Raw genomic sequence first — 15,124 nt, forward strand, 5'->3', positions numbered from 1 at the left:
TTGATGAATGAAGAATACTGAAGCTTTCGTAAAAGAAATCACTGAAGGAAACCTGTTTAAAGGTGATTATATTACCTTAGGTTCTGCCATGTTAGATGGTGAAGCCATAACAAATGCCTTTGTAAATGTTCCGTTAAAAACCATGAACAGACATGGTCTTATTGCAGGAGCAACAGGAACTGGTAAAACCAAAACCCTACAAGTTTTAGCAGAAAACTTATCTGAAAAAGGAGTTCCTGTTTTACTTATGGACATCAAAGGAGATTTAAGTGGGTTAGCAAAACCAAGTCCTGGACATGCAAAGATCGATGAGCGCCATGAAAAAATTGGTTTGCCTTTCGAATCAAAAGCATTTCCTGTGGAAATGCTCACCTTGTCGGAACAAGACGGTGTCCGATTGAGAGCGACTGTAAGTGAATTTGGCCCGGTGTTAATTTCAAGAATTCTCGACGTTACCGAAACTCAAGCTGGAATCATTTCTGTGATATTTAAATATTGTGACGACAATCACTTGCCGTTATTAGACCTTAAGGATTTCAAAAAAATCCTCCAATATGCGACTAATGAAGGTAAAAAAGAATTTGAAGAATCTTACGGAAGAATTTCATCGGCATCTACTGGGGCCATTCTTAGAAAGATCATCGAAATTGAACAACAAGGAGGTGATTTATTCTTTGGTGAAACATCTTTCGATCCACAAGATTTATTACGAATAGATGAAAATGGCCGTGGTTATATCAACATTATTAGATTAACTGATATTCAAGATAGACCTAAATTGTTCTCGACATTTATGTTGAGTTTATTAGCTGAAATTTATTCTACTTTCCCAGAACAAGGTGATAGCGGAAGACCAGAATTGATAATGTTTATTGATGAAGCGCATTTAATTTTTAATGAGGCTTCAAGTGCTTTACTCAACCAAATTGAAAGTATTGTAAAGTTGATTCGAAGTAAAGGTGTTGGACTATATTTTGTGACTCAAAATCCAACAGATGTTCCCGAAGCAGTTTTAGGACAGTTAGGTTTAAAAGTTCAGCATGCCTTACGTGCTTTTACGGCAAAAGACAGACAAGCTATTAAACTAACCGCTCAAAACTATCCAGATTCAGAATATTATGATACGGCGGAAGTACTAACCTCTTTAGGTATTGGTGAAGCTTTAGTTTCAGCTTTAGATGAAAAAGGAAGACCAACGCCTTTAGCCGCAACTCTTATCCGTGCACCAATGAGTAGAATGGATATATTGAATGAAACTGAACTCAGTAGCCTTATTTCACAATCGCGACTTGCAAGAAAGTACAATAAAACCATTGATCGTGAGAGTGCTTACGAAATGCTTAATGAAAAAATTAAATTAGCAGAAGAAGAGGAAGCCAAACAAAAAGCTATAGAAGAGAACGAAGCGCTTAAACGTGCTGAGAGCAAGAGAAGAACTTCGAGTACAAGAACTCGAAGCAATAAAATGAACCCAATTGTAAAGGTTTTAACCAGTGCTACCGTTATAAGAGGCGTACTAGGAATTATTAGTAAAATGATTAAAAAATAAATATTAAATACTATATGAAGAATACCTTCTTTACAGCACTTATTTGTGCTTTTATCATTACAAGCTGTGCAAACGACAAAGCACCAAACCCATTTGTAATTAAAAAGAATCATATCGGTTTACTGACCGACTCCACTCAAGTCAAAGACTTGAAAACAATTTTTAGTAATGATTCAGTAGTTCAATTTAATGCTGTAAGATCCTATATGGCTTCTGGAAATATTGAAATCTACGAAAAAGGAGGCAAAAAGCTATTAGACATTTCTCCAAAGAAAGGACAAGACTCAACATCCTTAATTTCTAGTGTCCGTATTTTTGACGATCGCTATAAAACAGAGAAAAACATTAATACCTTAAGCACTTTTAAAGACATAAAAGCCGCTTATAAAATTTCAAAAATTGATAATCTTATCAACGTGATTGTTGTTTCTGTAGATGAAATAAACGCGACATTCACAATAGATAAGAAGGAACTTCCTGCAAGTATGCGATTTGATATGGATATGCAAATTGATCCTATTCAGATTCCTGAGAAAGCTAAAATTAAGCTTTTTATAATTCATTGGTAGAACACAAAACAGGTTCCACTGCTGTAAAACACATAATAGATATGCAAGACAAAAAGAAATATACAGTTCAAAATGCCCCTTTTGTTTTCCCAACAAATGATGGAAAAATCATCAAGGAACATTTTGGAAATGCAACGGATGGTAATTCTCAAATAAGCATTGCTCATATGGTGGCACCTGCAGGATGGTCCGAACCATTTCAAACCCCTGAGTTTGATGAATATACCTTTATCATAAAAGGAAAAAAGCAATTTATAATTGATGGGGAAACTATTGTACTTGAAGCTGGCCAATCTATAAAAGTAGAAAAACATACTAGACTTCAGTACTCTAATCCTTTTACAGAACCTTGTGAGTATTTAGCCATTTGTTTACCTGCCTTTTCTGTTGATTCCGTAAATAGAGAAGACCAGTAACTATGAGTAGTATTGTTATAAAAACCGTAGGAAGTGCCGTAAATGCCTCGAGTTTTGTTTCATCAAAATTTGCAGCTAAAAAAGCATTAAAGTTATTTGCTTCTCCAAGAAAAGGACGATATACGGAAGATCAAAAACTTCTTGTTGAAACCGCTTTACAAGACGAGATCCGTTATAACAATATGGATATTGCAACCTACCGATGGGCAGGAAAAGGAAAAACCATTTTACTTGCTCACGGCTGGGAAAGTAATACAGCACGATGGAGCTATATTTTAAATGATTTTAAAGCACAAGATTACAATATCGTTTCTTTAGATGCACCTGCACACGGTAGATCTAGCGGTAAACAATTTACAGCGATAATGTACGCTGAATTTATCAATGTAGTCGCTAAAAAATACAAGCCAGATGTCTTAATAGGTCATTCTGTCGGAGCCATGTCTCATATTTTATCCTTATACCAGAATGAACTTCCATCTGTTGAAAAAGTGGTTCTACTTGGCGCTCCAGCTCACTTCACAGGTGTATTTGATAGATATAAGAACATGATGGGTTATAACAACCGTGTTTCATCCGAATTGGATAAAATTATTATGGAACGCTTTGGTAAACCTGTCTCTTATTTCTCAACGGCACAATTCACGGAATCAATCGACGCTAAGGGTTTAATAATCCATGATAAAAAAGATCGAATTATTCCTTACGAAGATGCGCAATTGATTGCTCATAGGTATAAAAACTCCCAATTAATTTCTACAAATGGTTTTGGTCATGGATTAAAAGATCCCTCGCTAACACCTCAAATTATTGAATTTATTAATACATAAAGTTTATTGTATTTTTACATTATGTCACAAGATTTAAAACGCCTAAATAAATACCTCAGCGAAGCAGGATACTGTTCTCGTAGAGCTGCCGACCGACTTATTGAAGCAGGAAGAGTCACTATTAACGATGTGGTACCGGAAATGGGTACTAAAGTTGCTCCAGGAGATATAGTTAAAGTGGACGGAGAAATTATTGGCGCAAGAAAACAAGACTTTGTATACCTGGCTTTTAATAAACCGGTTGGGATTGTCTGTACCACGGATACTCGGGTTGAAAAAGATAACATCATTGATTACATCAATTATCCTAAACGTATTTTTCCAATTGGCCGACTAGATAAACCAAGTGAAGGATTAATTCTCCTTACTGACGATGGTGATATTGTAAATAAAATTCTTAGAGCTAGTAATAATCACGATAAGGAATATATCGTCACCGTAGACCAACCTATTTCACAAACCTTTATTGAGCGAATGGCTGGTGGAATCTACTTGGAAGAATTAGATAAGCATACTAATAAGTGTGAAGTTAAAAAGATTGATACCTACACTTTCAGTATTATACTAACTCAAGGACTAAATAGACAAATTCGTAGAATGTGTGAATATCTCAATTACGAGGTACAAACCCTAAAACGAATTAGAATAATGAATATAGAACTTGACGTTCCTGTTGGTAAATATCGTGAATTAACTAAAAAAGAATTTGACACTTTAAGCGAATTGATTAGTGACTCCGATAAAACTTATAAGGAGGAACAAGAAGAAAAATCGAGAAGAAACAGACGGTAGTTATGGCATTAACACCCTTTCACTTAGCTATTCCTGTTCATGATTCAAAGTTATGTAGAGACTTCTACACGAACACCTTAAATTTTAAAGAAGGACGAAGTAGCGATCATTGGGTTGATTATGATTTTTTTGGACATCAACTTGTTATTCATTATAAAGAAAATCACAGATCAGATGTTACTTCAAATCCAGTAGACGGAAAAGAGGTTCCTATTCCGCATTTTGGCGTCGTTTTAGAATGGACTCAATTCCATACTTTTGCCGACTTATTAAAATCGAAAGACATTCATTTTATTATTGAACCCTACATTAGATTTGAAGGACTGATAGGCGAACAGGCCACCATGTTTTTTAAAGACCCTTCAGGAAATGCATTAGAATTTAAAGCCTTTAAAGATATGTCTCAACTATTTACTAAGTGATCTATTTTTTCTCTCTAAAAGATAGAAAGGTAAATAAATGAGCAAGAATAATGGGATAAGTACTAACTGACCAACTAAAATGTAGTGAGGCCATTCTCCGAAATAATCTAATAATGAAGCCGATTGAGGTTTTCTACTTAAATAAAAATAGTTTGCTCCTAAAAGATAGTTTAACCCCATCATAATTAACACATAAACTTGTAGAGCTAAGATGGATTTAAATACACTTTTCAGTGTTGGTTTCATCTTAAAAACAAAGATGAAATAGAAGATTACGGCTAATAAACCTAAGTGTACCACCCAATATCTTATATAATTAAAACTCGGAAAACCTTCTACAATATCTGGTGTAAAAATAGCTTGAATTGTTCCTCCTAAAATCCAAAATATTAGAATTTCTAGCATCCAATACTTCCGATAATAGGTGAATATCGGCAGTAATAAGGCCATTAAGCTGCACAGATAAAGAGGTAAATCTGTTTTGAAATTATAGTCTCCAAAACTTATATAGTACACATGAAAACTAACAAGTGTAATGGAAATAAACCAAGCTAAATAATGTACAGCCTTCTGCTTTTGAGCTAGATTTAATTTTTGATTAGCATACTTTATAAATGCAACTGTAAAAACAATAGCAATTAATATCGGAATAACATGCTGAAGACTTCCTATCGTTACTTTTGATAGAACGATATCTGAAATCGACAACCATACATTCATAAATAAATTCTAGTGCTTTTTTAGTCTGTGTTGTTCTCTAGCTAACAAAGTGTTCTTTAATAGCATTGCAATAGTCATTGGCCCTACTCCTCCAGGAACTGGAGTAATAAAACTTGCTTTTTTACTAACATTTTCAAAATCGACATCACCGGTGATATGATAGCCTTTTTCTGTATCATCAGGGACACGCGTAATTCCAACATCAATAACAACCACATCATCCTTCACCATTTCAGCTTTTAAAAAGTGAGGAATACCTAAAGCTGAAATTATAATATCTGCCTGAGAAGTAATCTGTGTGATATTTTTAGTATGACTATGCGTCAGTGTTACTGTTGAATTACCAGGGAAACCTTTACGGCCCATTAAAATACTCATTGGACGACCAACAATGTGCGAACGACCAATTACAACGGTATGTTTTCCTTTAGTTTCAACATTATAACGATCTAGTAGTTCTAAAATTCCAAAAGGCGTTGCCGGAATAAAAGTAGACATATCTAAAGACATTTTCCCGAAATTCATAGGATGAAATCCATCAACATCTTTATTAGGGTCTACAGCCATTAATACCTTTTGCGTATTAATTTGACGTGGCAATGGTAATTGAATAATGAAACCATCGATATCATCATTCTTGTTTAACTCATCAATTTTATCCAATAATTCGATTTCACTTGTTGTATTGGATAATCTCACCATTGTAGACTGAAACCCAACGCGCTCACAAGCTCTAACCTTACTACCCACATAAGTTAAACTCGCACCATCATTACCCACAATAACAGCAGCTAAATGCGGTACCTTTTCACCATTAGCTTTCATCTTATCGACTTCAGCTTTAATTTCATTTTTAATGTCGTTACTTACCTTTTTTCCGTCAAGAATTGTCATGTTTGTAGCTGTTATTGTGCGAAGGTACTAATGACCAAAGCCATAAATGATTGTTTTATAAAGATGTCAACTGAACACAGCTTACTGTGACTGCCGACTTATAAGTTTTACTTCGGCATATTCTGCATCATCTGCATCATACGTTTTCCGCCACCACCTTGCATCATCTTCATCATTTTACTCATTTGCGTAAATTGTTTCAATAATTGATTCACTTCTTGAACTGAAGTTCCCGAACCTTTACCAATACGTTTTTTACGACTTGCATTTATAATAGATGGATTTGAACGTTCTTCTGGAGTCATTGAATGGATAATAGCTTCAATACCTTTGAAAGCATCGTCGTCTATATCAATATCTTTCATCATTTTTCCAGCACCAGGAATCATTCCAATAAGATCCTTCATATTACCCATTTTCTTGATCTGCTGAATCTGTTTCAAGAAATCATCAAACCCGAATTGGTTCTTAGCAATCTTCTTCTGAAGTTTACGCGCTTCAACCTCATCAAACTGCTCTTGAGCACGTTCAACTAAGGAAACAACGTCACCCATTCCAAGAATACGATCTGCCATACGTGATGGGTAGAACACATCAATAGCTTCCATCTTCTCACCTGTACCAATAAACTTAATTGGTTTATTAACTACAGATTTAATAGAAATTGCAGCACCACCTCGTGTATCACCATCTAATTTAGTAAGGATAACACCATCGAAATTCAAAATATCGTTGAAAGCTTTTGCCGTATTTACAGCATCCTGACCAGTCATCGAATCCACTACAAATAGTGTTTCCTCAGGCTGAATTGCTTTATGAATATTAGAAATCTCCGTCATCATCGCTTCATCTACAGCTAAACGACCTGCGGTATCTATAATTACTACGTTATGACCATTAGCTTTTGCATGTGCAATACCTGCTTGCGAAATAGCTACTGGATCCGTATTTCCTTTATCACTATAAACCTCTACACCAATTTGATCACCTACAACATGTAATTGATCAATCGCAGCAGGACGATAAACGTCACAGGCCACTAATAATGGTTTTTTAGTTTTTTTGTTTTTTAAATAATTAGCAAGTTTCCCAGAGAAGGTTGTTTTACCAGAACCCTGAAGACCAGACATTAAAATTACGCTAGGATTACCAAAAAGGTTAATACCTTCGGCATCACCGCCCATAAGTTCGGTTAATTCATCCTTAACGATTTTAACCATTAACTGACCAGGCTGTAATGTAGTTAATACATCTTGACCAAGAGCTTTTTCCTTTACTCGAACGGTAAATTCTTTAGCAATTTTAAAGTTAACATCGGCATCTAAAAGCGCACGTCTTACTTCTTTTAAAGTTTCAGCAACATTTACCTCAGTAATGCTACCATGACCTTTTAATACGTGTAACGCTTTATCTAACTTATCACTTAAATTATTAAACATGTCTTTTGTATTCAGTTATCAGTCTGCACCTATGCAGTCTGGGTTATTTTAATGAGTTGCAAATTTAAGAATTTATGAGGGATTTACTAATGCGTTGATTACATTTATCTACAAAAAAACAGTTTATCACAACCACAACATCTAGAACACTACTTTTGGATCGTAAAAAGTTGAACACACCTTTTGACAAGCACTGTCAAACAGCTTCCTAATACCTTGACATATAACCCAACAGCATCTTCAATAAAAATTAAAAAGCCACCCAACTAAGAGTGACTTTTTAATAAATTCTATAATTAGGTTGAAATCTCAATCGGTACTAACCATTAACCGTGTTTTTCTCTTCACGTTGTTTTTCCTTCTCAATACTTTTTCTGATTTTATCTATAGCAGACTGAATCGATTTATCCGGTTCGATAAGATTATATTCACCCCAAAAATCAGGATCCGAAAAACCAGAAATTGCATCCGTAATAATCACTGAAGGTCTTAGCCTATCTCTATTTTTTATTTTTTTATTTACACCATAAATCTCCCAATCTGTCACTGCCATTTCACTGGAAAGAGTATACACTTTATTAAAGATTTGTCGTTTTTTACTCACCTTAAATGTGAGGCTTAAATTAGAATAACTATAATACCATTTATCACCTTTTTGCTTATAGTCCACTTTATATATAGCTTCTAGTGGATAAACCTCTACGTCCCTTGGCTTCTTTTTCACTAATAGATTTCTTGTATTCCTTTTATCGCTCACATCTAAAGCATAGTTGGCACTTACTAAAGCTAATGACTTTACATCTATAAATAATTTTCCTTTATAATTTATTCTAAACTCATTATCTTTTGGTGTAAAATTCACGACGTATACTGTTCTATTATTTATTGTTGACGGTTCATCAAAAGTAAACCTATAAGAGTTAATACTCTCTTCTGTAAAAATATACTCTGGGTACTTCATTATATCCAAATAGACTGTCGAAAATGGCCCTCCTTGCAGTTTAACAGACACGGTATCCAAGCGTTTATAATCAGTACTTTTTCTCGCTTTTCCTAACCCAATAATGTCACGTTGCTCTGATGAGTTTGGTTGCTTTAAAATATTAACAACTGCCTCCGTTAATGACACATTTCGACTTCGACGCTTAATAGTTTCTCTATAAAATGCAGTCATAAAAACAGACTCATTACCAGCATTATTATTTTTATCTTGGAACACTTTTCGAATTAAACTTTGAGCATCCTTAAAGGCAGAAATACTTACCGTAGATAATTCGGTAACAGCAACATATAGTTTAATAGGTTGTTCTGACCCACGTAACTCGGTCAACGGTAACACATAGGTATTATACCCTAGAAACGACACTATTACTTTAGAATCAGAATAATTATTAGGCACTTTGAGAAGAAACTCTCCTTCGGAATTTGCTATGGTACTTATATTCGTATTATTAATACTTAAACTCGCAGCTTCTAAAGCTTTATTAGTTCTTCCATCGACAACTTTTCCGTGATACTCAGTAAATCCTGTTTGAGCATTTAAAGAAAAAAGCACAAATAGCATTGCTATAACTGTACTTGCATAATGTTTTAATGTGAGTGACTTTTCCATAACAGTAAGATTTAATGAACATTTTATTCTCTTACTAAGTTACAACAAAAGCAGCAAAACTAACTCTGTATCAACACATTAAAACGTTAAAAATAATTATTATTCACTCTTTTTTTTCTTTCTAAAAGCCGATGGTGTTTCATTCGCAAACTTCGTAAATGCCTTATAAAACGTAACTTTATTATTAAATCCACACTCTTTAGCTATAGCTTCAATCTTAAAATTATTATAAGATGCATCTCTTAAGTATTTTTTTGCAACCTCTACTCGATGCCTATTCACATAGTCGTTAAAATTCTCAAATAAGACTTCCGAAAATGTTTGAGAAACATGATGCTGTTTTTCATTCAATAACTTACTTAATTTTGAAATATTAATCTTGCCGTCTAAAAATACCTTATCATTTATAAAAGCATTTTCAATCTTAGATTGAATCCGCTTCATATCATTCTTTCTAAGATTAGAAGTAAAGTATTTTTTTTTGATTTGTTTTAAAAAATCCGGATTCTTAATTAAGAAATAACCCACTCCAAAAATAAGAAGCGTTAGCACTAAATAATAAGACGCAAAATCCCTCCAACCTTCAGCATAACGAGTGAGATATAAAATAAGTACAGAGGAACACACATAAGCCAGCACTATAAATACGGCATATTGAAGTCGTTTTGCAGTTAAATCTTTTCCTTTTACATAAAGTAATACTAAAGAACTAAGAGAATACACCATCATTACTACAGCTAAAAAGTAATTCCATGTCATTGTCCTATCATAAAAATGTTCAATAACATACTGACTGCGGATTCGTCCTTCCATCATTAAAACATCACCATAACCTATCCAAAAAATTACAATAGGAGCTAGATGCAAAAGATCAATAAAATATAACTTTCGCTTATTTAAAATTAAACATTGTAGATGAATAAAGACTAGCGGACCAAACAACAATGCGACCTCATAATAGAACCAACTTTTAAACTGAGGATATAAATTTACTAACTCACCGGAGCCGAATAAGAATAATAAAATATGAAATCCAACAAGCGCTATTAACGAAGATAGTGTAAGACTTCTTAAATTTCGAGATTTAAAAAAGACACCACCTGCCACAAAAAATGCAACAAATACTTGTGCAAATAATATGTAGCGGACAACTTCCAATAGGCTTAGATTTACATACTACAATATAAGATTTATTTTCTAGTTATTCCATGCGACCAAAGGATTGATTACAGGTAACCTATTAATCTTCAACTCGTTTCACACCTTACTTTTGACTATTTGCTATCGTACGAAAATCATTTAGGGTACTTAACTAAAACAAAAAGTTCCTACTCGCTATTCGCAAGTAAGAACTTTTTCAATCCTGTCTTTAATTTATAATATTACATTCTTTCAGGAACCTCAATTCCTAAAACTTGAAATGCATTTTTAATAGTATGACTAACGGTTCTAGATAAAGCTACTCTGAAACTTTTTTCGATTTCAGTGTCTGCGCCAAGAATAGATACATTTTGATAGAAAGAATTAAATTCTTTTACCAAATCATAAGTATAATTAGCAATTAGCGCAGGGCTATGTTGATCTGCAGCATTTTGAATTACTTCTGGAAATAACTCTAATTGCTTGATGAGTTCTTTTTCTTTATCATGTAAAGCCACCTCTTCTGAACTTGGAATATCACTTCCAGCTGAATCTGCTTTTCTTAAGATAGATTGAATTCTAGCATAAGTATATTGGATAAACGGGCCTGTATTTCCTTGGAAATCGATAGATTCTTTCGGGTCGAATAGAATTCGTTTTTTAGGATCTACTTTTAAAATATAATACTTTAAAGCACCTAAACCTATGGTTTTATATAACTCTTGTTTTTCTTCCTCAGAATAATCTTCAAGCTTACCTAAGTCTTTAGAAATCTCTTCCGCTGTATCTGCCATTTCTTGAATTAAATCATCGGCATCTACTACAGTTCCTTCTCTACTCTTCATTTTTCCGCTTGGCAAATCAACCATACCATAGCTCAAGTGGAATAAATTTTTAGCCCAGTCGAAACCTAATTTTTTCAATATTAAGAAAAGCACCTTGAAATGATAATCTTGCTCATTTCCTACGGTATAAACCATTCCTCCAACATCTGGGTAATCTTTTATACGTTGAATAGCTGTACCTATATCTTGTGTCATATAAACCGCAGTGCCATCGCTACGCAATACTATTTTTTCATCAAGTCCATCTTCGGTTAAATCACACCAAACAGACCCATCTTCTTTTTTAAAGAAAACTCCTGTTCTCAATCCTTCTGAAACAAATTCCTTTCCTAACAAGTACGTATCACTCTCGTAATAATAAGTATCGAAATCAACACCTATATTTTTATAAGTGACATCGAAACCATCATAAACCCATTGGTTCATTTTCTTCCAAAGCGCAACAACATCTTCATCTCCTGCCTCCCACTTAATAAGCATTTCTTGTGCTTCCAATAGCATGGGCGCATTCTTTTTTGCCTCTTCTTCAGATTGACCTTGAGCCATTAACTCTGATATTTCAGCTTTATATGCTTGATCGAATTTCACATAATAATTTCCAACTAACTTATCACCTTTTAGCTCTGCCGTTGGCTCTTCATTATTACCGAATTTTTGGTAAGCCAACATACTTTTACAAATATGAATACCTCTATCGTTAATAATTTGAGTTTTGTAAACTTTCTTTCCTGAAGCTTTTAAAATTTCAGCAACACTATAACCTAACAACACATTTCTTACATGTCCTAAATGCAAAGGTTTGTTAGTATTAGGTGATGAGTACTCAACCATAACAGCTTTATCATCTTTCACCTCAGAAAAACCATAGCTTTCATCGTCTTTAATCTGTTGAAAGAAATTAATGTAATACGCATCACTAATTTCAATATTTAGAAAGCCTTTAACCACGTTAAAACCTTTTACCAAATCAACATTATCTAACAAGTATTGACCAACTTGTTCTCCAATAACCGCAGGATTTCCTTTAATTACACGCAACATTGGAAATACAACCACTGTAATATCACCAGCAAACTCCCTACGAGTGGCTTGAAATTCTACAGATTCTAATTCCGATTCAAACAACGCTTTTACCGCTGCCTTCACATGTAATTCTAAAGTTTCTTGAAGATTCATATCCTGTCTTATTTTGTATTTAAAAACGTGGGCAAAGATAGTTAGTTTAATTCTTTTATTAGGCTTCAATCTACATTATTAAGCAATATTTAAGACTGTATTTCTGGGTCAAAACTCTTAATCTAATAGGATAGAACCGAAAACTTTAATAGGCCAATTTCGCAACTAATGATCTTACAATAATTTTTAGCGTTTTTACATCTAAATACGACACTTTAAAACTTCGGAATTATCTCAAATTAAAGATTTTAAAATCATAAAGCATTTTAAATCAGAAACATATAAAACCAAACCAACCGACACATAAAACATTAAAAATCAATCACTTACATAAACCGTGTATTTCATCGATAAAACAGCCATACCTCTATATTTTCACACCTTTTATCGATATTCGATTTTTTCATTTTTTGTAAATTAACCATTCACCTAATTTATTAGCATTAAGTCTTAATAATTAGCATATTTGTAGACATAATAGCACTTTTGATAAGCTATTAATCAATGTCCCAAACATTAATGAGGTTTAATTATCAAACATTAACCCAGTTGTTACTGTTTTGTGTTAACTTACTTTTTTATCCCTCTATAAAAGTTAATCACACCAAAACATCACAATTCGTATTACCCATAAATTAAGATGAAACAGTTATTAATTTTAGCTGTTTGTTTCTTAACTTTTTCTGTTTTTTCTCAAAATGAAAAAATAGATCAACTTACGGTGCAATTGGCATATCAAAATTCTGACTCCACGAAAGTGGATATGTCGCTTATACTCATTAACGAACTATTTAAAGCTTCAGATTACAGCAAAGCTTTATTATATATTAACCAGACATCAAAACTCTCAGAAGACCTTAATTACACGAAAGGTATCGCCGAAAGTAATTACTATCGCGCTTTAATATTTACAGAACGAAACGATTACTTCAACGCAATAGACAATTTCAACAAATCAAGGGGACTTTATTTACGTATAAACGATACACTTGGCGTGGCCAAAGTGAGTAACAGTATAGGCCTATTAGAAATTAAACGTGGTAATTACGCTGTAGGATTGCAAAATTCTTTATCAGCTATTTCTATTTTCGAAGAACAAAATCTACAAGAGGAATTAAGTTCTGCTTATAATAACCTTGCTGAAGCATATTTTAAAACTAATCAAATAGACAAAGCGATTGAGTTTAATTTTAAAGCTCTAGAAGTTAGAAGAAAAATCAATCATAAAGCTGGAGTTAAAGAATCGACTAAAAATATTGCTGAATTATATTCCATACTTAAAGAACACAGAAAGTCTATTGAATACTACGAGCGAGTATTAGATATTTTAAACTTAGATTCAGATCAAAATCTTCGTGGTGAAATATTACCAAAAATCGGATCTGAATATTTACGTTTTAAAGAATACGATAGAGCTTCTGAATATTTAATTGAAGGATTAAAGTATAATAGAAAACATAATAATCAAGAAGGACTATTAAGAGCGTTAAACGCGATTGGTCAGTTAAACCTTCAGAAGAAAAAAGTTAAATTAGCAGAAAATCAATTAAATGAAGCTTATCGTTTAGCTCTAAAAATCAATAACAAATCTGAGTTGTTAGAAAACTATAAGTTAAGAATCGCCCTAGACTCTACTCGTGGTTATTTTCAGAATGCTTTTTTCTGGCAAAACAAATACTATAAATTAAAGGATTCATTATCTAAGGCAAATGAGCCTATGTTTCCTACTGAAGATTTAACACCTTTAGATTTAGACTTTTCAAAAGTAGACTCTTCAAAAAGCGACATCAACAAAGCATCGCAACCAGATAAAACTCAATCATCTTTCAATTATCCATTTGTTGTTTACGGTCTTCTTGCTATTATAGCCATTCTTTTAATATTTTTAATTTTTAGTCTATTAAGAACGAGATCCCATAAATCTGCTCTTGAAGAACAAAAGAATAAACTCAAAAAGGAAAAAATAAACACTGAAGCTATTATAGAGCAAACGCATCATTTAGAAGAAGTTAATCAGGTAAAAGACAAACTGTTCTCTATTGTTTCACATGATTTAAAAGATTCTATTTCCTCCATCAAAGCCTTTTTAGACTTATTAAAAGAAGGTAACATTTCAAAAGATGAGTTTTATAACCTTATTCCGGAGTTGAGTGAAAATGCTAATAATGCATCCTCTTTATTATACAATCTACTGAATTGGTCTAAGTCTCAAATGCAGAATTTAGAACCGAAACCTGAAATGCTTAATATTCAAGATGTCTTCCATACTAAAGTTGCTTTAGTAGAACAAAAAATAGAGGACAAACAAATTATTCTAATTGACGAGACACAACCTGAATATATCTATGCCGATCGCAGCATGGTAGAAATCGTCATTCAGAATTTACTAACTAATGCCGTGAAGTTTAGTAGAACTGGAGACGTGATTACCATCTCAAATAAAGAAGTTGATGGCAAATCTTTAATCTGTATTGAAGATACCGGAGTTGGCATTTCGAAAGAAAATATCTCTAAATTATTCCATGCTCATAAAAACTTCACTACTGTTGGAACTAAAAACGAAAAGGGAACCGGTTTAGGGTTAACTATCGCTAAAGATTTAATTGAGTTAAATGACGGTAGAATTTGGGTTGAAAGCACGCCAAATGTAGGTAGTAAGTTCTTTGTTGAACTTCCTAAAAATGAAAAAGAAGCTTAATTAAGCTTCTTTTATTCACTAT

13 protein-coding genes are annotated in these 15,124 nt (G+C 33.3%); 7 read left to right on the forward strand and 6 right to left on the reverse strand.

Annotated features, from left to right (window positions below; all coding sequences use genetic code 11):
- Positions 1–7 precede the first annotated feature (7 nt).
- The 6 genes from DFQ11_RS11005 to DFQ11_RS11030 are packed head-to-tail and all read left to right on the forward strand — an operon-like array spanning position 8 to position 4,578.
- Positions 8–1,549 carry a helicase HerA-like domain-containing protein gene (locus DFQ11_RS11005; protein ID WP_110475941.1) on the forward strand — a complete coding sequence of 514 codons (1,542 nt, stop codon included), beginning with the start codon at positions 8–10 and terminating at the stop codon, positions 1,547–1,549.
- A 14-nt stretch (positions 1,550–1,563) separates the two neighbouring features.
- A complete protein-coding gene (locus DFQ11_RS11010) occupies positions 1,564–2,118 on the forward strand; it encodes a hypothetical protein (protein ID WP_110475942.1) in 555 nt (184 codons plus the stop codon).
- A gap of 41 nt (positions 2,119–2,159) precedes the next feature.
- On the forward strand, positions 2,160–2,534 hold the full coding sequence (locus DFQ11_RS11015) for a cupin domain-containing protein (protein WP_110476069.1): 375 nt from the start codon (positions 2,160–2,162) through the stop codon (positions 2,532–2,534).
- Between the two features lie 2 nt (positions 2,535–2,536).
- Positions 2,537–3,364 (forward strand): alpha/beta fold hydrolase, encoded by an 828-nt coding sequence (locus tag DFQ11_RS11020; protein ID WP_110475943.1) that lies wholly within the window; start codon positions 2,537–2,539, stop codon positions 3,362–3,364.
- A 21-nt stretch (positions 3,365–3,385) separates the two neighbouring features.
- The gene (gene rluF / locus DFQ11_RS11025) at positions 3,386–4,156 is read left to right on the forward strand and encodes a 23S rRNA pseudouridine(2604) synthase RluF (RefSeq protein ID WP_110475944.1); all 771 of its coding nucleotides are present in this window, start codon (positions 3,386–3,388) and stop codon (positions 4,154–4,156) included.
- Positions 4,157–4,158: 2 nt separating this feature from the next.
- Complete coding sequence (locus DFQ11_RS11030) at positions 4,159–4,578, forward strand: VOC family protein (protein ID WP_110475945.1); 420 nt, start codon at positions 4,159–4,161, stop codon at positions 4,576–4,578.
- On the opposite strand, the gene DFQ11_RS11035 is transcribed toward DFQ11_RS11030, so the two are convergent.
- The 6 genes from DFQ11_RS11035 to argS form a co-directional block, all read right to left on the reverse strand.
- Positions 4,564–5,298, reverse strand: a complete 735-nt coding sequence (locus tag DFQ11_RS11035; protein ID WP_110475946.1) for a YwaF family protein — start codon at positions 5,296–5,298, stop codon at positions 4,564–4,566. The two genes, DFQ11_RS11030 and DFQ11_RS11035, sit on opposite strands and share 15 nt — an antisense overlap.
- Before the next feature lie 9 nt (positions 5,299–5,307).
- Positions 5,308–6,192 carry a bifunctional 5,10-methylenetetrahydrofolate dehydrogenase/5,10-methenyltetrahydrofolate cyclohydrolase gene (locus DFQ11_RS11040; protein ID WP_110475947.1) on the reverse strand — a complete coding sequence of 295 codons (885 nt, stop codon included), beginning with the start codon at positions 6,190–6,192 and terminating at the stop codon, positions 5,308–5,310.
- Positions 6,193–6,299: 107 nt separating this feature from the next.
- Positions 6,300–7,631, reverse strand: coding sequence for a signal recognition particle protein (gene ffh, locus DFQ11_RS11045; RefSeq protein ID WP_110475948.1), 1,332 nt, complete (start codon positions 7,629–7,631; stop codon positions 6,300–6,302).
- A gap of 319 nt (positions 7,632–7,950) precedes the next feature.
- On the reverse strand, positions 7,951–9,243 hold the full coding sequence (locus DFQ11_RS11050) for a carboxypeptidase-like regulatory domain-containing protein (RefSeq protein WP_110475949.1): 1,293 nt from the start codon (positions 9,241–9,243) through the stop codon (positions 7,951–7,953).
- A 99-nt stretch (positions 9,244–9,342) separates the two neighbouring features.
- Complete coding sequence (locus tag DFQ11_RS11055) at positions 9,343–10,110, reverse strand: helix-turn-helix domain-containing protein (RefSeq protein WP_146221532.1); 768 nt, start codon at positions 10,108–10,110, stop codon at positions 9,343–9,345.
- A 515-nt stretch (positions 10,111–10,625) separates the two neighbouring features.
- Complete coding sequence (argS, locus tag DFQ11_RS11060; protein ID WP_110475951.1) at positions 10,626–12,404, reverse strand: arginine--tRNA ligase; 1,779 nt, start codon at positions 12,402–12,404, stop codon at positions 10,626–10,628.
- A gap of 640 nt (positions 12,405–13,044) precedes the next feature.
- Here argS and DFQ11_RS11065 point away from each other — a divergent pair.
- Complete coding sequence (locus DFQ11_RS11065) at positions 13,045–15,102, forward strand: ATP-binding protein (RefSeq protein WP_110475952.1); 2,058 nt, start codon at positions 13,045–13,047, stop codon at positions 15,100–15,102.
- Positions 15,103–15,124: the final 22 nt, after the last annotated feature.

The organism is Winogradskyella epiphytica, assembly GCF_003217215.1.
Classification (GTDB): Bacteria; Bacteroidota; Bacteroidia; order Flavobacteriales; family Flavobacteriaceae; genus Winogradskyella; species Winogradskyella epiphytica.